Source organism: Streptoalloteichus hindustanus (assembly GCF_900129375.1).
Lineage (GTDB): Bacteria > Actinomycetota > Actinomycetes > Mycobacteriales > Pseudonocardiaceae > Streptoalloteichus > Streptoalloteichus hindustanus.
In genome coordinates this window covers 84,153-103,776 of the sequence record NZ_FQVN01000001.1, presented here as the reverse complement: position 1 = coordinate 103,776, position 19,624 = coordinate 84,153, and the positions used below count along the sequence as shown (strand labels likewise).

Below are 19,624 nucleotides of genomic sequence, written 5' to 3'. Positions count from 1 at the left end.
TTCCGTCCTACACGTCCGCTGGGGGCGCTGGTGGCCCCGGCGGGTTCGGCGTGCTCGCGGGCGGCGGCTGAGGCGGTGGCGTCTGTCGTGGGTCGATCTCGACGAGGTGCCCGGCGGCGAGATGCTCCGCGATCGGCCAGGGGAAGAGATAGGCCCGGCCACCGCCAGCGGTCACACCGCTGATGAGCATGGTGTCGGCGGCGACGTAGTAGGTGCGCAGTTCGCGCTCCGCGTACTCGGCCGGGAGGTTGAGCTGGTCGAACTGTGTTCCGGAGAGGAACGTCGTGTTTCCGTCCGGCTCCCCGTACCGGACGACCTGTGTTCCCGCGTCAAGCTGAACCCACAGCTTGTCCCAGTAGTGGGTGAGGGGCGGATCGTCGCCCAGAACGGGGATGGGGCAGTCGTAGTCGTCGTAGACGTCCTCCGGATGCCGTCGGAGGTCGTCGGCATGGGCGATGAGGGTTCCGACGAGATAGTTCGCCGCCTCCCAGACACCGCTGAACCTGGTCTCGGCGTGTCGCTGGTCCTCGGCGTTCCAGAACACGGCGTACTCGTCGCCCTCCGGGACCAGACACCACGCGTTGAGCCAGGTCTGCCCGATCGCGTAGGCCGCCGGGCAGAGGTCGTACTGGCGGGCGAACCAGCGGATCCACCAGTACGCCTGCCCGAACTCCTCCTGGATCGCGGAGTCCGGCGGCGGTGATCCCATCGCCAGCGCGGTCGCGCGGCGCTTGGTGTTCTCCGGGATCTGGCGGGGCGGCTCGTACCGGAGGGCGCGGATGTGGCCGAGCAGCTCCAGGGGCGGCGTGAGCCCGTGGTGTTCGAGGTAGTAGGCGTGCGCCGCTGACCAGACCCATACGCCATCGGTCAGGAAGGCCATCGGGACGACCTGACCCCGTCGCGGGTCGATCTGGTCCTCGGACTGGCCCCGGGAGGACAGCACCACCGTGCCGTTCCGCAGGTACTCCAACACGGCCCGCCGCTCGGTCGCCCCCAGGGACGGCCGGTAGGCCCGAGGGTGTCCGTCCTCGTCGAGATGGTCGAACAGACGCGCCTCGACGAGCGGAGCGGGCTGGGCAGGCTCCACACCGTTCGCGCCGTCCGGCCTGGGTTCGGCCCTGTCGAGCAGGACTTGGCGTGTCTCGGCGAGCAGGCTTCGGTGGATTGCGGCCGAGAGCCAGTCCGGAGTGTGGGCGGGGTCCCGTGGGAAGAGGAGGAGATCCTCGGCGTACCTGCGGGCGAGGAGAGGTTCCCGGTCGGCCGAGAGGTACCGCCAACGCGGTTCGGTGACCCGTTCGAACTCGAAGGAGGCGTGGGAGCCGTCGCGAACGAAGCGGTGACGGGCGGTGAACCACGCGCCTTCGTCTGGCCGGTAGGTCATCAGTCGGAGGCGGTGGAACCACTGGCTGATGTCGGCAGGAGGAGCCCAGCAGCGGACGTCCCGGTCGGGCCCCTCTCCGAAGGTGACCAGACACAGCAGTTCCATCTGACCCGCGATCGCCTGGCACTCGACCTGGATCTCGGACCACCCCTGCGGGGCGTGGCCGAGGAGGGCCTTGGTGAATCCCCGCCCCCAGGACGACTCGGTCAGGTCGACCTCGGACTGGGGGTGGTCCTCCGGGAGCGCGGGGAGGGGATAAGCCGTCGGGGTGGGTGGGGCCGTTGGGGAGAGTCGGAGCTGGAGCAGAAGATCGGCGTCGTCCGGCAGCCGGGGGGCGGCTCCGCCCGATTCGCTCGACTCGTCCCCCGGTGTGACCACGGACAACTCGTCGCCTGACCCGGCAACGGCGAGCAGTTCGAACACCGACTCCGCGTAAGCCGGGCCGATGGCCCTCATATCACCGTCCGGGAGGCGGACCCTGAGCACTCCCGCCTCGTCCTGTTCCGTCCGGGGCAGTGTTGGGTGGACCTCGTTCGACCACACGACGTAGGTGCCGCTCGGCGGAACATCATCGATGATCATCTAGCGCCCTTCCCGTTTCTCCTGGCGTCGCCGTCGTCTTCAGCGGGGCTCCGGGGCAGGCCCCTGGGTGGACGACGTGCCCTGCTCCGCCTGGAACCGCTCCTTTGCCATGGCGTCGAACTTCTTCCACTCGGCCCACCATCTGCTCATATCCGACCCCGCGAAGCCGGCACTGAGGTTCCCGTTCGGGTTGAAATGGATGACCGACGACTCCTGCGGGCATGCCTTTTCGAGGATCTCGAGGCCGCTGATCGATCGCCAGGGATACCTGTCCGGGGGCAGGAACTGTGGCGACGAGTAGACCGGAAGCACCCGGTCCCCGTTGGGCTCGTCGTCGAACCACAGTCGGTCGGCGGCGCCCGGAGAACCGGGTGTGATCAGGGTGGCTTTCTGGAGCGCGTTCAGGAACTGGTCGATGTTGCTGTATCCGGTCATGGCGCGCCAGAACACCAGTTCGAAGTGGTTGGCGAAGGTCATTCCCGCTGTCTTCGGCTGCTGCGGGATGAAATTCGAATTGATCCAGATCTCGTCCGTGAGCCGCCCCTCGTCGTCGATCTGGCGCGCGCCCAAGACGAAGCTGGTGGTCACCGGGGCTCCGGGGAACAGGTGGGGATCGACGTAGCTCAACCATTGACCGGGGTGGTGCCGGGCGTACTCGATCGCCTCCTCGGTCACGGGCGGCAACGGTGACTTCGCGAGGTAGTCGAAGATGTGGAGCTCGCGCACGTCACTGATCCCCTCGTTGTGCGAATTCTGGGCGATAATTGTACTTGAATTTGGGGTTGTAGATCGGGTTGTGGACCACCTCGCTCACGGGGGTCCCGTTCTCGTCGAAGATGACCTCCCGCGGCCAGATGCGATAAATGTAGTGCTGGGGCAACCCGCCGGGGATGAGAACTTCGGCCTCCTTGTGCGTGAAAAGATCACCCCGGTCGCGATAGGTCGCGTCGGTCATGATTCCGTGCGGGAAGTACGCCTCATGCATGTAACGCATCTGCCTGTAGTAGCCGTTGGGCAGGCGTTCGACTCCGTCTGATCGCGGATCGTAGACGGTGTCGCGCAGGATGGCGTGTTCCGGGCTCGCCGAGAAGGACGTGTATCCGCCACCATTGGTGGACTGGCCAACATGGGCGCTGATGCTCAGATTGTCCGGGTTCCTGGTGTGGAAGCCGCCGGAGTCGAGGATCGACGCGCCTCGCGAGTCCATGCGGAAGATGGCGTTGCGTGGCTTGAGGAAATCGTCGTTCCGGCTGAGGTCCCGCCACATCACGCCGCCATCGCCTGGCGAGTCGACGTGGATGTCGGCGGGGTTCACCGGGGCGAGTGTGTCGTGGAGGGCTCCGTGCGGCATCTGTCGCCTGAGGTGGGCGGGGAGCTCGCTGTCCGGGCAACCCGGCTTGAACGAGTCGAGCTTCATGCTCTTGTAGTCGCCAATCCGGCCGAGATGACGCCGGTCGTGACCGATCACCGCGTTGAGGTACTCGCGAGACATGTGGGACGGCGGCGAAAGGGGGTCGGCGATGGCGGGCGCCACGCGTTCCCTCTTGAAGACCTGCCAGTTGTCGTCGATCCGCAGGGTTCGGTTGTTGATCTCGTCCCATACGCGGGCGGGGTCGAGGTTGTGCTCGCCCGCATATGCCCGAACCGCTTCGTCGGCGCGCGCCCATTCCGCATAGATCTCGTAGGAGGTCTTCGCCCTGCGCGTGCCCTGTCGCTCCCCCTGAGACCCGTCGTGAGCCTGGCCACCAGGCGACTGTTCGGTGGTGTGCTCCTTGACGGGAACCTGGGGCTGCGCCTCCTGCTGGGATGGATGACGAGTCTGGTCACCGGATGAGGACTGCCCGTAAGGCGGGATCGGATTGTTACCGCGGACAGGAGGCTGCGAAGACCTCGACGCCGGCGTGATCCCGTGCTGTTGGAACTCTGGATAGCGCTGTGTGCCAGCGTGCTGGGGAGCCCGCGGCGCCCCGGGGAGCTGGTTGCCCAGATGTGGCGATGGGGCGTTCTGGCGCGTCGGAACGCCAGGCTGGTGCGTCCGAGCCGCGTTGGCCTGGTGTTGCCACGGTTGCGTGTGACGCGGCTGCTCTCCGTGGCCAGGGCCGACAGGAGACGGGTTGCCGAGATTCGGCTCGCGGCGTTGCTGGCCACCCTGTTGGTGGTTGCTGAAGGTTGGCGCGCCACGCGGTGGATTGCCCTGTGGTTGGTTGCCAAGGAGCTGGTGCCCGGAATTCCGCCCGCCGAAGGGCGTGCTCTGTGGCGGCTGGCCGCCGTAGGCCGCGGTGCCGGCGGGAGCGGGCCAGGCGTGGGAAGTGCCGGGCGGAGACTGGCGCGTGGGGCCAGGTCCTCCTGGTGGACGCTCCGGGCGGGTCATCGGTGACTGTGGGGGACGGCTTTGCGAGCCGTCCTGGACCGGATGGCCGGGGCGCGGAGATGGGGTCTGCTGGCCAGGCGGGGTTGGGCTGGGGCCGGGGCGTTGGGCAGGAGCTGGGGGGTAGGTGGGGGAGGACTGCTGAGGCGAAGGTCGCCCCTGCCATGTCTGTGGCCCGCGGGCAGGGACAGGGCTCTGGGGAATGCCACCCCGCGGCTGCTGCTGCGCTGGGCCGGGATACGGGCGCGACGGCGTCGACTGCTGCGCTGGGCCAGGCAGGTGACCAGGGCTGGCTGGGCGACCGAGGAGCGGCGTCGGCTGGGTGTGACCCGGTGCCGGCGGTGTCGGGCCGGGCTGATTCTGGTTCCAGGCTCCGGGGCCGAACGGGGCCACGGGCGGGCCGCCGCGACCCCCCGCTGCTGGCGGGGGCGGTGCCAACCCGCCGCCGCCGGTCGTGTTGGGGAAGGGCTGCCTCGGGTCGTGCCAGGGCCTGTTGTCGGCGCTGCGGCGGCTGACGAGGGTGGGAGGGCCGTCCTCGGCCCTGGCGTCTCCGAGCCCCTTGGGTTGGTGGCCAGGAGGGGTGGGGCTGTCGTGGGTGTCGATGCGGCCGTCGGGGTGGAAGGTGGCCCACTCACCGTTCGGCGGCCAGCCGGGGCGCTTCGGGCCCGCGCCGTCGTGTTCCGTGCGGCTGGCGAAGACGTCGCCCTCGTGGGTGACCCACACGTCGCTGCGGGAGGCGAGGACGGGCGCCTTCAGTTCGCGCGCCAGCTGCGAGGCGAAGCCGTTGTCCTTCTTGCCGGCGGCACACATGAGGAGCCGGACGGGCTGGCCGGGCTTGTAGCGGGGGTCGCTGCGGATGACGTCGGCGAGCTCGCTGGGGTTCAACCAGGTGCGGCCGACGCGGGCGGCGTTGGCGTCGCCGTGGATGTCGACGGTGAAGCGGTGAGGGTCGGGCGGGACCTGGCTCGCGGTGGATCGGTCGAAGTACGACGTTTTGTCTGTCTCGTCGAACAGCGAGAGTCCCGCGCCGGTGGTGCGGGCCTGGTCGCGAGCTGCGGCGACGTCGTCGGCGTGTGCCTGGTCGATGTCGGCGGTGAACCGGTCGCCGTCGTCCCGGCCCACGTTGCGGTGTTGGTCGTCCTGACGGGACGGAGGGGCCGCAGGGGTGGGGTCCTCCGACGAACGACCGGTGGGATCGAGGTCGTGGGACCGGCCGCTGGTCGGGCCGAGGTCCTGGTGCTGGCTCCCGATCGGCCCGAAGTCGCTGTGCTGGGAACCCAGGGGGCCGAAGCCCTCGGTCCGCGGGCTTGGGAAGTCGTGCCCGGAGAAACCGGCGAACCCGGAGGTCCTCGGGTCGAAGCCGGCCGGTGGAGCCGGTGGGCGCGGTGGCATCGGGCGGGTGGGCGGCGCGACCTGGTTGTTCGGCGAGCCGATGAGGGGCTGGCGGGGTGCCACCGGGCCGGCCGTGGGAGGTAGCGGACCCCGAGGAGGCGGCGGCATGAGGCCCCCGGCGACCGGCGGCAAGGGGCCGCGCTGGGGTGGGAGGGGACCGGCGCCCGGGGGCGGTAGCGGACCCCGGGGAAGCGGCTGGGGTGGGGGTCCGGCGGGGCGGGGCGGCTGACCCGGAGGGGGAGTGATCCCGGCGGGCGGACCGGACGAGGGCGGTGGGCCGCCCTGTGGGTGTTGCTGGGGACCACCGTGGTCGGGCGCCGTTGGTCCGATCGGGCGGGAGGGCAGGCCGGGATTGGCCAACGCGGACGGTGCGGCCGGCGCGGAGCCGAACTGCGGGCTTGCCGTCGCCGGTGCGGTCGAGGGGTCCGCGCCGGGCCGCTGGTGCCCCGGAGGCGGAGGGATCGGTGGCGCGGCGCCGCCGACGACCGGGCCGACAGGCCCGGCGGGGCTGTCGTGCGCGGCGCGGCCGGCGGCCCAGCTCGGCGGCGGGACGTCGCCGGGGGTCGTGGCCGGGCCAGCACGGTGTGGCGTGGGGGCGTGCGGAACGCCGGGGCCACCGGCGGGTTGCGGGCCGGCAGGGCCGCCGAGCGGGGCGAACGGGCCGGGGCCACCTGGCGCGGAGTGGGGCGGCTGCGGGCCCTGCGGCGCCAGGCTGTGCGGAGAAGGACTCTGCGGCGCAGGACTGTGCGAAGTGGACGGAGCCGGCCCGTGTGGCGTGGGGCTGGCCGGCGGGGCAGTCGACTGTGGACTGTGCTGTGTGGACGGCACGGGGCCGCCGACGGCCGGCCCACTGTGATGCGGTGGAGGAGGAGCGCCGATCGAAGGGTTCCCGCCAGGCGTGGGGCCGTGACCACCGTGCGGAGCTGGTGGTCCTGCGGGGGTGGGGCCGCCGGTGGGTCCGGGGGAGCTGGACGACCCGAGAGAGATGGGGCCCTGCGGCGCCAGGCTGTGCGGCGCAGGACTTTGTGGTGAAGGACTGTGCGAAGTGGACGGAGCGGGCCCGTGTGACGTGTGACCGGCCGAAGAGGATGTCGCGTGTGGGCTGTGTTGCGCGGGCGGCACGGGGCCGCCGATGGCCGGCCCGCTGTGATGCGGTGGGGGAGGCGCGCCGATCGACGGGTTTGCGCCAGGGGTAGGGCCGTGACCACCGTGCGGAGTGGGCAGTCCGGAGGGGGCGGGTCCACCGGTGAACGGGGAGCCGGACGGACCAGGAGAGGCGGAGCCGTGCGGTGGGGGGCCGGCCGGCGGAACAGTCGATTGTGGACTGTGTGAAGTGGACGGAGCCGGGCCGGCGGTGGGGCCACCGACGTGCGGAGTGCCAGGGGAAGCCTGGTGCGGTCCCCCGAAACCGGGCCCACCGGAAGGAGAACCGCCGAACGAGGGGGAGGGCCCGCCGGCGGGAGCGCCCCCGAAGGGAGAGCTGAAAGGCGGTCCGGCGGACGTGTGCGCACCGGGCTGTCCGCCGCCCGGCAGCGGGGACGCTCCACCGGCAGGGGGCGCACCGAACGGGGAGCCGCCGGGCGCGGGGCCGGAGAAGGCGCTCGGGCCGCCGAGGGGAGAACGCCCCGCCGGGCCGCCGGCCGGCGTGCCGGGCAGGGAGCCCGCGCCGCCGGGCTGGCTCGGCGCGCCGCCGGTGGTGGCCGGAGACGAGGCCTGACCTGGCCCGTCGGGCGTGGGCACCGGCGGCGGAGGACCCGAGGAGGTCACCGGACCGGGTGCCGGGCCGGCCGGCGCGTCGGGCGGGGCCAGGGTCGCGGCCGAGGCGACCTGGGAGGTGGCCGGGGTCGAGGGGCGCTGCGGGACGTCGTCGGCGGAGCGGCTCGGCGCGCCGCCGGGGTCCCCCGATGAGCGGGGGAAGGAGCTGTCGCCCCCAGACGTGAACCCGCCCGAGGGGTCGGGCGGTGGCGGGGCCGACCGCGTCCCCGCGTCGCCGGAGCGGGCGAAACCCGCCGACGGGTCGGTCCCGGTGAAATCGGGCGCCGAGCGGGTGCCGCCACCGAAGACCGGGACGTCCACGGAGCCGAAGTCGGGAACGTCGCTCCCGCCGCCGTGGGGCCTGGCGTCCCTGGCGCCATGCTTCGCGCCGCCGAGCGCGCCGCCCACCGCGCCGGAGCTCGCGCCCATGAGGACGTCCTTGAGCTTCGGCCCGTCCTCGCTGGTCAGGCCCGAGACGAACGCGCTGGCCCCGCCGAGCGCGCCCTCCTCGACGGCGTTGCGCGCCGCGCCCTTCCCCATGGCCTTGGCGATGCCCGCGGCCGACGTCTCCGCGGCCTCCCCGACCGCGTGGCCCGCGCCCTTGCCGCCGGGCACGAGCCCGCCGAGCGCCCCGGAGATCGCCCCGTCCTTCAGGGCGCTCTTGGTCAGGTCGCCGTCCCACTCCTTGCGGGTGCCGGCGGCGAACTGCGCGCCCTGGACGGCGGCGTCGATGGCCACCGAGGAGGCGACCTCCATCAGGAGGCTGGGCAGCACCCTGGTCAGCAGGGTGCTCAGCACCCGGGCGACCAGCTTCTTGGCGACGCTCTCGCCGGCCCACCTGGCCAGCCGGGTCAGCAGCTGGCGGAAGACCATCTGCACCGCGACCCGGGTGGCGGCCTGGGCGACCGGGATGCCCGCCGTCGAACCGCCGAACGTGGCGACGGCGGCCGCCAGCATCGCGGCGATCTGGATCGCGAGGACGACCAGCGACAGGATGATCGTCAGCTTGGTGTACTCGATCTCGAGGGCGCACTTCTCGCACATCTCGCCGAGCGCGGCGCACGCCTCGTGCAGCGACGGCAGACCGTCGGGGCCGGAGAGCTTCCGCCAGAACTCCTCGAACTTCTCGCCGGCCTGCCCGCTGATGTGCCGGATCGCCTCGGCGGCCGCGCCGTCGGCGTCCTCGACCACGTCCTGGAGGGCGTCGCCGGCCTGCCGCCAGGCGTCGCCGATCCGCCGCAGCGCGGTCTCGTCCCCCTCCGGCCACTCCGAGCCCACGACGATCGGCAGGAGCCACCTGACCGGCTCCGGGATCTCGATCCCCACGCCCCGCTACTCCCCCTCGAAACCGCGTGGCCCCCCGGTCACGCGCGGTTCCCGCCCAGACCCCTGGCGCTGTCGGCGTCCCGCCGCTCGAAGTCGTCGACCATCTTCCCGAGGTTCTCCCCGACCCTGTGCAGCACTTCGACGACCTTGCCCATGCCCTCGAGCATCTTGTCCCGCTGGGGGACGTACTCCTTGGCGAACTTCTCGCCGGACTCGTCGTGCCCCCAGCACTCGCCCTCGGCGTCGAGCGCGCCGCGCAGCGCCTGGACGACGCGTTCCATCGCGTCGCCGGCGCGCGTCATCCTGGCTCCGGCGGAGCGCACCTCGGCCGGTTCGAGCCAGAGCACGCCGGAGCCGCCGCCCGCGCCCTGCCCGGTGCTGGGCACGCCGCACCCCGCGGCGGCGGGCTGCCCGGCCGGTGCGCTGGGAGTGCTGGGGCGGCCGCGGCCCGACTGGTCCCAGGTGCTCACCAGTCGGCCCGCCGCAGGATGTCGCCCGGCTCGTCGTCGTCCGGGTCCTCGCGTCGGGCGGAGCGGTCCGGTGTGGACCCGCCGGCCGACGCGCGCGGCGTGGTCGCCGTGCCCGTGGCGGGTGTCACCACCTCGGGTGGCTCCACTGTGTACAGGTCACGCAGCGACGGGGCGCCGGGTACCACGTCGGGGAGGTCCGGCGCGTTCCCGGTGAACGCGCTGAGCTCCTCCTGCGCGCGGTGCCGGGCCTCGGTCGCCGCCTGCCGCACGACCTCGGTGACGATCCGGGCCAGGCGCTCCGGGGTCGTCCGCTCGAAGGCGCGCTCGGACAGCTCCAGCCCGGTCAGCATCCCGGTGGCGTCGACCCGGGCGGTGACCCGGCCGTCGGGCGAGGTCGCCTCGCCGGTGAGCTCCGCGACCCGCTCCCGCGCGGCCCGCAGCCCCTCGGTGCGGTGACGCAGCTCCCGCAGACCGCTCTCGATCTGCTCGCGCAACGCCGCGTTGCGTGCCTCGAGCTCGTCCAGCACCGACATCCACCCCGTTCGTCGCCCCATCACGCGGACCGCACGGGACGCTACCAATTCGTCACAGGACGTATGGCGAGTTAGGTGACTCTGTGCCGAACCCCGCGAACACCGCGCCCCGCGGACCCGCCGCGCCGGAGCGCTCCCGCCGGGGAGCGCCGGGGCTGGGGGCGACGTGGGCCGGCGGTGCCCGGCAGGCCGGCTCCGCCCGCACTCGCGTATCCTGACGTGGGGCTTTGCCTCCGGCGAACGGCCAGGGAACCGACGTCGAACGGACGCTGAACGGGCGGGCGAACAGGTGGCGAACGGGCACTAAGCTAGGCGACCCCCGTTTTGACCGGGCGCGGACGAGGCAGGTATCTTTGCTACTCGTGCCCGACTAGCGTCGGGCCACTCCGCGTGCCCGTGAGCGGTGGTCACCGCGCCGGGAGTGCGGAGCTCCCTCCCACTATCCATGGGGTGCTCGGGACCTTCGCGGGCCGGAGAAGAGGGCGACACGCCCGACCTCGGGATACGGAGGGATCAAGTACACAGCTCGCTGAGCACGACACGCGAACGCTACAGAAAGACGGTCCATGCCCACGATCCAGCAGCTGGTCCGGAAGGGCCGCAAGGCGAAGGCCGCGAAGTCGAAGACCGCGGCGCTCGAGAAGAACCCGCAGCGGCGGGGTGTGTGCACGCGCGTCTACACCACCACACCGAAGAAGCCGAACTCCGCGCTCCGCAAGGTCGCGCGTGTCCGCTTCGGCAACGGCGTCGAGGTCACCGCCTACATCCCGGGTGAGGGCCACAACCTGCAGGAGCACTCGATCGTGCTCGTCCGCGGCGGCCGTGTGAAGGACCTCCCGGGTGTGCGTTACAAGATCATTCGGGGTGCGCTGGACACCCAGGGCGTGAAGAACCGCAAGCAGGCGCGCAGCCACTACGGCGCGAAGAAGGAGAAGAGCTGATGCCCCGCAAGGGTCCGGCCCCGAAGCGGCCTCTGATCGCCGACCCCGTCTACAGCTCTCCGCTGGTGACCCAGCTCATCAACAAGGTGCTGCGGGATGGCAAGCGGTCGATCGCGGAGAAGATCGTCTACGAGGCGCTCGAGGGTTGCCGCGAGAAGACCGGCACCGACCCGGTCGTGACGCTGAAGCGCGCCCTGGACAACGTCAAGCCGGCGCTGGAGGTGCGCAGCCGCCGTGTCGGTGGCGCCACCTACCAGGTGCCGGTCGAGGTGCGTCCGGCCCGCTCCACCACCCTGGCGCTGCGCTGGCTGGTCTCCTTCTCGCGCCAGCGCCGTGAGAAGACCATGGTCGAGCGCCTCATGAACGAGCTGCTCGACGCGAGCAACGGCCTCGGGGCGTCGGTCAAGCGCCGCGAGGACACGCACAAGATGGCCGAGTCCAACAAGGCCTTCGCGCACTACCGCTGGTGAGTAGTGGCGGTCGCCGGCCAGGCGGGGAGACCCACTTGACCACGCCGGCTCCGCCGTCTGGACAGCGACCGCTGCAATCTCAGAACGGGGAAGACTCGTGGCACGCGACGTGCTGACTGACCTGGCCAAGGTCCGCAACATCGGGATCATGGCCCACATCGACGCGGGCAAGACCACCACGACCGAGCGGATCCTCTTCTACACGGGGGTCAACTACAAGATCGGCGAGGTGCACGACGGCGCCGCGACGATGGACTGGATGGAGGAGGAGCAGAAGCGCGGCATCACCATCACGTCCGCCGCGACCACCTGCTTCTGGGACGACCACCAGATCAACATCATCGACACGCCGGGGCACGTCGACTTCACGGTCGAGGTGGAGCGCAACCTGCGCGTCCTGGATGGCGCCGTCGCCGTCTTCGACGGCAAGGAGGGCGTCGAGCCCCAGTCCGAGACGGTCTGGCGTCAGGCGGACAAGTACGACGTGCCGCGGATCTGCTTCGTCAACAAGATGGACAAGATCGGCGCGGACTTCTACTTCACGGTCCGCACGATCGAGGAGCGCCTCAACGCCCGGCCGGTCGTCATCCAGCTGCCCATCGGCGCGGAGTCGGACTTCGTCGGCGTCATCGACCTGGTGGAGATGCGGGCGCTGACCTGGCGCGGTGAGGTCCAGAAGGGCGAGGACTACGCCGTCGAGGAGATCCCGGCCGAGCTGGCCGACAAGGCCGCCGAGTACCGGGAGAAGCTCCTCGAGGCCGTCGCCGAGACGGACGAGGCCCTGATGGAGAAGTACCTCGAGGAGGGCGACCTCTCCGTCGAGGAGGTCAAGGCCGGCATCCGGAAGATCACCGTCAACAGCGAGGGCTACCCGGTCCTCTGCGGCTCGGCGTTCAAGAACAAGGGCGTCCAGCCGATGCTCGACGCGGTGATCGACTACCTGCCGACGCCGCTGGACGTGCCGGCCGTGGAGGGCACCCTCCAGGACGGCGAGACCCCGGCCTCCCGCAAGCCGTCGGTCGACGAGCCGTTCTCCGCGCTCGCGTTCAAGATCATGACCCACCCGTTCTTCGGCAAGCTCACCTACATCCGGGTGTACTCGGGCAAGGTGGCCGCCGGCACGCAGGTCATCAACGCGACGAAGGACCGCAAGGAGCGCATCGGGAAGCTCTTCCAGATGCACTCCAACAAGGAGAACCCGGTCGACGAGGCGCGCGCCGGCCACATCTACGCGTGCATCGGTCTCAAGGAGACCACCACGGGTGACACGCTGAGCGACTCCGGCGCCCCGATCGTGCTCGAGTCGATGACGTTCCCCGAGCCGGTCATCGAGGTGGCCATCGAGCCCAAGTCGAAGGCCGACCAGGAGAAGCTCTCGACCGCGATCCAGAAGCTGTCCGAGGAGGACCCGACCTTCCGGGTCAACCTGGACGAGGACACCGGTCAGACCATCATCAAGGGCATGGGCGAGCTGCACCTCGAGGTGCTCGTCAACCGGATGAAGTCGGACTTCCGGGTCGAGGCTAACGTCGGCAAGCCGCAGGTCGCCTACCGGGAGACCATCCGCCGCAAGGTCGAGAAGTTCGAGTACACGCACAAGAAGCAGACCGGTGGCTCGGGTCAGTTCGCCCGCGTCATCATCGCGCTGGAGCCGCTGGAGAAGACCGCGGACGGTGCGCTGTACGAGTTCTCCAACAAGGTCACCGGTGGTCGCATCCCGCGGGAGTACATCCCGTCGGTGGACGCGGGCGCGCAGGACGCCATGCAGTACGGCGTGCTCGCCGGCTACCCGCTGGTCGGCGTGAAGGTGACGCTGCTCGACGGCGCCTACCACGAGGTCGACTCGTCCGAGATGGCCTTCAAGATCGCCGGTTCGATGGCGCTCAAGGAGGCCGCGCGCAAGGCCGACCCGGCCCTGCTGGAGCCGATGATGGCCGTCGAGGTCCTCACCCCCGAGGACTACATGGGTGACGTCATCGGCGACCTGAACTCCCGCCGTGGCCAGATCCAGGCCATGGAGGAGCGCGGTGGCAACCGCGTCGTCAAGGCGCTGGTTCCGCTGTCGGAGATGTTCGGGTACGTCGGCGACCTGCGGTCGAAGACCCAGGGTCGCGCGAACTACTCGATGCAGTTCGACTCCTACGCCGAGGTTCCCGCGAACGTCGCGAAGGAGATCATCGCGAAGGCGACGGGGGAGTGACCCCCTAGCCGGAACCGCACATCCAGTGCGGGGCCCGCGGGGAGTTCCTCCCCAGGGTCCGCACAACCGGCCCTGAGGCACGCCGCGTCGGATCCACTCCGGCGCGACGGGTAGCTAACACAGTCCAGGAGGACACACCAGTGGCGAAGGCGAAGTTCGAGCGGACCAAGCCGCACGTCAACATCGGCACCATCGGTCACATCGACCACGGCAAGACGACGCTGACCGCGGCGATCACCCGGGTGCTGCACGACGCTTACCCGGACCTGAACCCGTTCACGCCGTTCGACGAGATCGACAAGGCTCCCGAGGAGCGCCAGCGCGGCATCACGATCTCGATCGCGCACGTCGAGTACCAGACCGAGTCTCGGCACTACGCGCACGTCGACTGCCCGGGTCACGCCGACTACATCAAGAACATGATCACCGGTGCGGCGCAGATGGACGGCGCCATCCTGGTGGTCGCGGCGACCGACGGCCCGATGCCGCAGACCAAGGAGCACGTGCTGCTGGCCCGCCAGGTCGGCGTGCCGTACATCGTGGTCGCGCTGAACAAGGCCGACATGGTGGACGACGAGGAGATCCTGGAGCTCGTCGAGCTCGAGGTCCGCGAGCTGCTCAACGAGTACGAGTTCCCGGGCGACGACGTCCCGGTCGTGCGCGTGTCCGCCCTGAAGGCCCTCGAGGGCGACAAGGAGTGGGGCGAGAAGCTGCTCGAGCTCATGAAGGCCGTGGACGAGAACGTCCCCGAGCCGCAGCGTGAGATCGACATGCCGTTCCTGATGCCGGTCGAGGACGTCTTCACGATCACCGGCCGCGGCACCGTGGTGACCGGCCGCATCGAGCGTGGCGTGATCAACGTCAACGAGACGGTCGAGATCGTCGGCATCAAGGAAAAGAGCATGTCGACGACCGTCACCGGCGTCGAGATGTTCCGCAAGCTCCTCGACCAGGGCCAGGCCGGCGACAACGTGGGTCTGCTCCTGCGCGGCACCAAGCGCGAGGAGGTGGAGCGCGGCATGGTCGTCTGCAAGCCGGGTTCCGTCACCCCGCACACCGACTTCGAGGCGCAGGTCTACATCCTGTCCAAGGACGAGGGTGGCCGTCACACGCCGTTCTTCAACAACTACCGTCCGCAGTTCTACTTCCGGACCACGGACGTGACCGGCGTGGTGACCCTCCCCGAGGGCACCGAGATGGTCATGCCGGGCGACAACACCAACATGACCGTCGCCCTGATCCAGCCGATCGCGATGGAGGAGGGCCTCAAGTTCGCGATCCGCGAGGGCGGCCGCACCGTCGGCGCCGGCCGGGTCACCAAGATTCTGAAGTGAGTCGCCGGGGGAGCCGTCCGCTCGCGGGTGGCCTCCCCCACCCGATTTGGACTGCCCCACTGCGGTGTGGCATTCTGTACGGGTTGCTCGTTCGGGGCGGCCAGTTCGTGCGGCCAGCGATGCTGGCCGTCAGCGGGTGTGGCCGCCCCGGCACGAGCCCCTCCAGTAGGGAAAGCAACCGCAGCCCCTGGTCGTCGGCGGTCGGCGTCTGTTGACGCACCACGTCGGCGTGAGCGGGGGGACACCGGGTCCGCGAGGATCCATCCCACGGACGAAGTCAGTGGGACCGGTCTGTGCTTGAGGGCGCGACACGCCCGACCGCGTGGACCGGGCACCGTGACACCTGAACAGGGGCGGAGCGCGGTCCGGGACCCCTCGGGCCCCACCGGCAAGGCAACCCGCACCGCAGCGGTACGAGAAGAGGAACGGCAAGCCACCATGGCGGGACAGAAGATCCGCATCCGGCTCAAGGCCTACGACCACGAGGCGATCGACGCGTCCGCGCGCAAGATCGTCGAGACCGTGACGCGCACCGGCGCTCGGGTCGTCGGGCCGGTGCCGCTGCCCACTGAGAAGAACGTCTACTGCGTCATCCGCTCGCCGCACAAGTACAAGGACTCGCGCGAGCACTTCGAGATGCGCACGCACAAGCGTCTGATCGACATCCTCGACCCCACGCCGAAGACGGTGGACGCGCTCATGCGCATCGACCTGCCGGCCAGCGTCGACGTCAACATCCAGTAAGAGCTGGACGCGAGAGCGGCGGAGTTAACAGTCCCATGTCTGACAGGCAGATCAAGGGGATCCTGGGCACCAAGCTCGGAATGACCCAGGTCTTCGACGAGAACAACCGGGTGGTCCCGGTGACGGTCGTCAAGGCGGGCCCGTGCGTGGTCACCGAGATCCGAACCCCGGAGAAGGACGGCTACTCGGCGGTCCAGCTCGCCTTCGGCGCCATCGACCCGCGCAAGGTGAACAAGCCGCGCGCCGGTCACTTCGCCAAGGCCGGCGTGACCCCGCGCCGCCACCTGGTGGAGCTGCGTACCGCCGACGCCGGTGAGTACGAGCTGGGCCAGGAGCTGACCGCCGAGGTCTTCGAGGCGGGCAGCGTGGTCGACGTGACCGGCACGAGCAAGGGCAAGGGCTACGCCGGTGTCATGAAGCGACACGGCTTCGGCGGCCTCGGCGCGAGCCACGGCACCCAGCGCAAGCACCGCTCGCCCGGCTCGATCGGTGGCTGCGCCACCCCGGGCCGCGTGTTCAAGGGCGTGCGCATGGCCGGCCGGATGGGCCACGAGCGGGTGACCACGCAGAACCTGACCGTGCACCAGGTGGACGGCGAGTCCGGCCTGCTGCTCATCAAGGGCGCGGTGCCCGGTCCCAAGGGCGGGCTCGTGCTCGTCAAGACCGCTGCGAAGGGTGGTGTCAAGTGACCGCCACGGTTGAGGTCCGCACCCCGGACGGCAAGGCGGAGGGCACTGTCGAGCTGCCCGACGACGTCTTCGACGTCCAGGCCAACATCGCGCTGATGCACCAGGTCGTCGTGGCCCAGATGGCGGCCGCGCGGCAGGGCACGCACGACACCAAGACCCGCGGTGAGGTCTCCGGCGGCGGCAAGAAGCCGTACCGGCAGAAGGGCACCGGCCGCGCCCGTCAGGGCTCGACCCGCGCCCCGCAGTTCGCCGGCGGTGGCACCGTCCACGGTCCGACGCCGCGCGACTACAGCCAGCGCACCCCGAAGAAGATGAAGGTCGCCGCCCTGCGCGGCGCCCTCTCCGACCGGGCCCGCGCCGACCGGGTGCACGTGGTCACCTCGCTGGTCGAGGGCGACAAGCCGTCCACCAAGACGGCCATGGCCGTGCTGGCCGCGCTGACCCAGGCGAAGAAGGTGCTCGTGGTGGTCAGCCGCGCGGAGGAGATCGCCTGGCTGAGCCTGCGCAACGTGCCGAGCGTGCACCTGATCCACCCGGACCAGCTCAACACCTACGACGTGCTGGTCAACGACGACGTGGTGTTCACCAAGGACGCGCTGAACCTCTTCCTGGCCGGCCCGGTCCGCGGCAAGACGGCCAAGGCGAGCGCGCGCTCCGGTGAGCTGGAGGAGGCGGCGAAGTGATTCCCGACCCGCGTGACATTCTCCTGGCGCCGGTGATCTCCGAGAAGTCCTACGGGCTGCTCGAGGAGAACAAGTACACCTTCCTGGTGAGCCCGGACGCCAACAAGACCGAGATCAAGATCGCGGTGGAGAAGGTGTTCGGCGTGAAGGTCGTGTCCGTGAACACGATCAACCGCCAGGGCAAGCGCAAGCGCACCCGCAACGGCTGGGGCAAGCGCAAGGACACCAAGCGCGCCATCGTCACGCTCTCCTCGGAGAGCAAGCCGATCGAGATCTTCGGCGGCCCGGCCGCGTAAGAGAACGTAGGGACTGGCACAGAGATGGGCATCCGCAAGTACAAGCCGACGACGCCTGGCCGTCGTGGCGCGAGCGTGTCCGACTTCGCCGAGATCACCCGGTCTCACCCGGAGAAGTCGCTGGTTCGCCCGATCACCAAGTCGGGCGGCCGCAACGCGCACGGCAAGATCACGACCCGGCACCGGGGCGGCGGGCACAAGCGCGCCTACCGGCTGATCGACTTCCGGCGGGCGGACAAGGACGGCGTGCCGGCGAAGGTCGCGCACATCGAGTACGACCCCAACCGCACCGCGCGCATCGCGCTGCTCCACTACGCGGACGGCGAGAAGCGCTACATCATCGCCCCGAACAAGCTCCGTCAGGGCGACAAGATCGAGAACGGCCCGAAGGCCGACATCAAGCCGGGCAACAACCTGCCGCTGCGCAACATCCCGGTCGGCACGGTGGTGCACGCCATCGAGCTGCGGCCCGGCGGCGGCGCGAAGATCGCCCGTTCGGCCGGCGCGAGCGTCCAGCTCGTGGCCAAGGACGGTCCGTACGCGCAGCTGCGCATGCCTTCGGGTGAGATCCGCAACGTCGACGTGCGCTGCCGCGCCACCGTCGGCGAGGTGGGCAACTCGGAGCACGCGAACATCAACTGGGGCAAGGCCGGCCGGATGCGGTGGAAGGGCAAGCGCCCGACCGTCCGCGGTGTCGCCATGAACCCGGTGGACCACCCGCACGGTGGTGGTGAGGGCAAGACCTCGGGTGGCCGTCACCCGGTCAACCCGAACGGCAAGCCGGAGGGTCGGACCCGTCGGCGCAAGGCCAGCGACAAGCTCATCGTCCGGCGTCGTCGCACCGGTAAGAAGCGCTGAGCAGGGAGGGAGTGAAGGATGCCGCGCAGCCTTAAGAAGGGCCCCTTCGTCGACGACCACCTGCTCAAGAAGGTGGACGTGCAGAACGAGAAGGGGAGCAAGCAGGTCATCAAGACCTGGTCCCGCCGTTCCACGATCATCCCGGACATGCTGGGTCACACCATCGCGGTGCACGACGGCCGTAAGCACGTCCCGGTGTTCATCACTGAGGCCATGGTCGGGCACAAGCTGGGCGAGTTCGCCCCGACCCGGACCTTCAAGGGCCACGTCAAGGACGACCGCAAGTCGCGCCGCCGCTGAGCGGGCTGTGACTGGAACTGACGAAGCAAGGGGTTAGCAGCGATGGGTAACACCGACGCCGGCACGGCGGAGCAGGCTCCGCGTGCCGTGGCGCGGGCCCGCTACGTCCGCATGACGCCGATGAAGGTGCGTCGCGTGGTCGAGCTGATCAGGGGCCGCAATGCCCGCGAGGCCCTGAGCGTGCTCCAGTTCGCGCCGCAGGCCGCCAGCGGTCCGGTCGCGAAGGTGCTCGCCAGCGCCATGGCCAACGCCGAGAACAACCTCGACCTGGACCCGGAGACCCTGTGGGTGTCGGCGGTGTTCGTGGACGAGGGGCCGACGCTCAAGCGCTTCCGGCCGCGCGCCCAGGGCCGCGCGTACCGGATCCGCAAGCGCACCAGCCACATCACCGTCGAGGTCGAGTCGCGCCCGAAGGCCGGCAAGGCCAACCGCGCGAAGGGGAGTGCCCGGTAGTGGGTCAGAAGATCAACCCGCACGGCTTCCGGCTGGGGATCACCACCGACTGGAAGTCGCGCTGGTACGCCGACAAGCAGTACTCGGAGTACGTGGCGGAGGACGTCAAGATCCGCCGCATGCTCTCGAAGGGCATGGAGCGCGCGGGCATCTCCAAGGTGGAGATCGAGCGCACCCGTGACCGCGTCCGCGTGGACATCCACACCGCCCGTCCGGGCATCGTGATCGGCCGCCGCGGCGCGGAGGCCGACCGGATCCGCGGCGCGCTGGAGAAGCTGACCGGCAAGCAGGTCCAGCTGAACATCCTCGAGGTCAAGAACGCCGAGGCGGACGCGCAGCTCGTGGCGCAGAGCGTCGCCGAGCAGCTGTCCAACCGCGTGTCCTTCCGGCGCGCGATGCGCAAGGCGATCCAGTCGTCCATGCGCTCGCCGCAGGTCAAGGGCATCCGGGTGCAGTGCGGCGGCCGCCTGGGCGGCGCCGAGATGTCGCGGTCGGAGTTCTACCGCGAGGGTCGGGTGCCGCTGCACACGCTGCGCGCGGACATCGACTACGGCTTCTTCGAGGCCCGCACCACCTTCGGCCGCATCGGCGTGAAGGTGTGGATCTACAAGGGCGACCTGGTGGGCGGCTACAAGTCCCGCGAGACCGCCGCCGAGTCCCGCCCGCCGCGCCGTGAGCGTGGCGAGCGCGGTGAGCGTGGCGAGCGCGGCGAGCGCCGTCGTCGGTCCGGAGCCGCCGGCACCACGCCGACGAGCACCGAGGCCGGCCGCGCGGCCGAGGCCAGGGCGAGCGAGGAGGCCGCGGCGGCCGTCACCGAGAGCGCCGCGGTCGAGAAGACGGAGGGCTGAG

The 19,624-nt window shown here is 70.4% G+C and carries 17 protein-coding genes and 1 pseudogene; 12 read left to right on the top strand and 6 right to left on the bottom strand.

Translation table 11 applies throughout. The features are described 5' to 3' along the window. Window positions 1-7: 7 nt before the first annotated feature. From BUE43_RS00515 to BUE43_RS00490, 6 genes and pseudogenes are all read right to left on the bottom strand, one after another. Window positions 8-1,963: a glycohydrolase toxin TNT-related protein gene (locus BUE43_RS00515; protein ID WP_073479350.1), complete on the bottom strand. Its 1,956-nt coding sequence runs from the start codon at window positions 1,961-1,963 to the stop codon at window positions 8-10. A 39-nt stretch (window positions 1,964-2,002) separates the two neighbouring features. Beyond that, window positions 2,003-2,689 (bottom strand): SseB family protein, encoded by a 687-nt coding sequence (locus tag BUE43_RS00510; RefSeq protein WP_073479349.1) that lies wholly within the window; start codon window positions 2,687-2,689, stop codon window positions 2,003-2,005. A 1-nt stretch (window position 2,690) separates the two neighbouring features. Further along, window positions 2,691-5,453, bottom strand: coding sequence for a hypothetical protein (locus BUE43_RS33190; RefSeq protein WP_143173883.1), 2,763 nt, complete (start codon window positions 5,451-5,453; stop codon window positions 2,691-2,693). Window positions 5,454-8,372: 2,919 nt separating this feature from the next. Beyond that, window positions 8,373-8,804, bottom strand: a pseudogene (locus BUE43_RS36095) (WXG100-like domain-containing protein); the annotation flags it as partial. A gap of 38 nt (window positions 8,805-8,842) precedes the next feature. Then, entirely contained in the window at window positions 8,843-9,190 is a 348-nt protein-coding gene (locus BUE43_RS32490; protein ID WP_143173882.1) for a WXG100 family type VII secretion target, read from the bottom strand. Between the two features lie 80 nt (window positions 9,191-9,270). After that, window positions 9,271-9,801, bottom strand: a complete 531-nt coding sequence (locus tag BUE43_RS00490; protein ID WP_159447667.1) for a YbaB/EbfC family nucleoid-associated protein — start codon at window positions 9,799-9,801, stop codon at window positions 9,271-9,273. A 572-nt stretch (window positions 9,802-10,373) separates the two neighbouring features. Between BUE43_RS00490 and rpsL the strand changes: the two genes are divergently transcribed. From rpsL to rpsC, 12 genes are all read left to right on the top strand, one after another. Continuing rightward, window positions 10,374-10,748 (top strand): 30S ribosomal protein S12, encoded by a 375-nt coding sequence (gene rpsL, locus BUE43_RS00485; RefSeq protein WP_073479345.1) that lies wholly within the window; start codon window positions 10,374-10,376, stop codon window positions 10,746-10,748. After that, entirely contained in the window at window positions 10,748-11,218 is a 471-nt protein-coding gene (gene rpsG, locus BUE43_RS00480) for a 30S ribosomal protein S7 (protein ID WP_073479344.1), read from the top strand. The genes rpsL and rpsG overlap by 1 nt, the downstream gene beginning before the upstream one ends. Window positions 11,219-11,315: 97 nt before the next feature. Further along, complete coding sequence (gene fusA, locus BUE43_RS00475; protein ID WP_073479343.1) at window positions 11,316-13,418, top strand: elongation factor G; 2,103 nt, start codon at window positions 11,316-11,318, stop codon at window positions 13,416-13,418. Between the two features lie 140 nt (window positions 13,419-13,558). Then, window positions 13,559-14,752, top strand: a complete 1,194-nt coding sequence (gene tuf, locus BUE43_RS00470) for an elongation factor Tu (RefSeq protein WP_073479342.1) — start codon at window positions 13,559-13,561, stop codon at window positions 14,750-14,752. Between the two features lie 438 nt (window positions 14,753-15,190). Continuing rightward, on the top strand, window positions 15,191-15,496 hold the full coding sequence (rpsJ, locus tag BUE43_RS00465; RefSeq protein ID WP_003938093.1) for a 30S ribosomal protein S10: 306 nt from the start codon (window positions 15,191-15,193) through the stop codon (window positions 15,494-15,496). Window positions 15,497-15,531: 35 nt separating this feature from the next. Beyond that, window positions 15,532-16,185 (top strand): 50S ribosomal protein L3, encoded by a 654-nt coding sequence (rplC, locus tag BUE43_RS00460; RefSeq protein WP_073479341.1) that lies wholly within the window; start codon window positions 15,532-15,534, stop codon window positions 16,183-16,185. Further along, window positions 16,182-16,868, top strand: coding sequence for a 50S ribosomal protein L4 (gene rplD, locus BUE43_RS00455; protein WP_073479340.1), 687 nt, complete (start codon window positions 16,182-16,184; stop codon window positions 16,866-16,868). The genes rplC and rplD overlap by 4 nt, the downstream gene beginning before the upstream one ends. Beyond that, entirely contained in the window at window positions 16,865-17,164 is a 300-nt protein-coding gene (gene rplW / locus BUE43_RS00450) for a 50S ribosomal protein L23 (protein WP_073479339.1), read from the top strand. The genes rplD and rplW overlap by 4 nt, the downstream gene beginning before the upstream one ends. 24 nt (window positions 17,165-17,188) lie before the next feature. Beyond that, window positions 17,189-18,022 carry a 50S ribosomal protein L2 gene (gene rplB / locus BUE43_RS00445; protein WP_073479338.1) on the top strand — a complete coding sequence of 278 codons (834 nt, stop codon included), beginning with the start codon at window positions 17,189-17,191 and terminating at the stop codon, window positions 18,020-18,022. Window positions 18,023-18,040: 18 nt separating this feature from the next. Beyond that, the gene (gene rpsS / locus BUE43_RS00440; RefSeq protein WP_073479337.1) at window positions 18,041-18,322 is read left to right on the top strand and encodes a 30S ribosomal protein S19; all 282 of its coding nucleotides are present in this window, start codon (window positions 18,041-18,043) and stop codon (window positions 18,320-18,322) included. Window positions 18,323-18,364: 42 nt separating this feature from the next. Beyond that, on the top strand, window positions 18,365-18,775 hold the full coding sequence (gene rplV / locus BUE43_RS00435; protein WP_073479336.1) for a 50S ribosomal protein L22: 411 nt from the start codon (window positions 18,365-18,367) through the stop codon (window positions 18,773-18,775). Continuing rightward, window positions 18,775-19,623, top strand: a complete 849-nt coding sequence (gene rpsC, locus BUE43_RS00430) for a 30S ribosomal protein S3 (RefSeq protein ID WP_073479335.1) — start codon at window positions 18,775-18,777, stop codon at window positions 19,621-19,623. Before rplV ends, rpsC begins: the two co-directional genes overlap by 1 nt. Window position 19,624 lies beyond the last annotated feature (1 nt).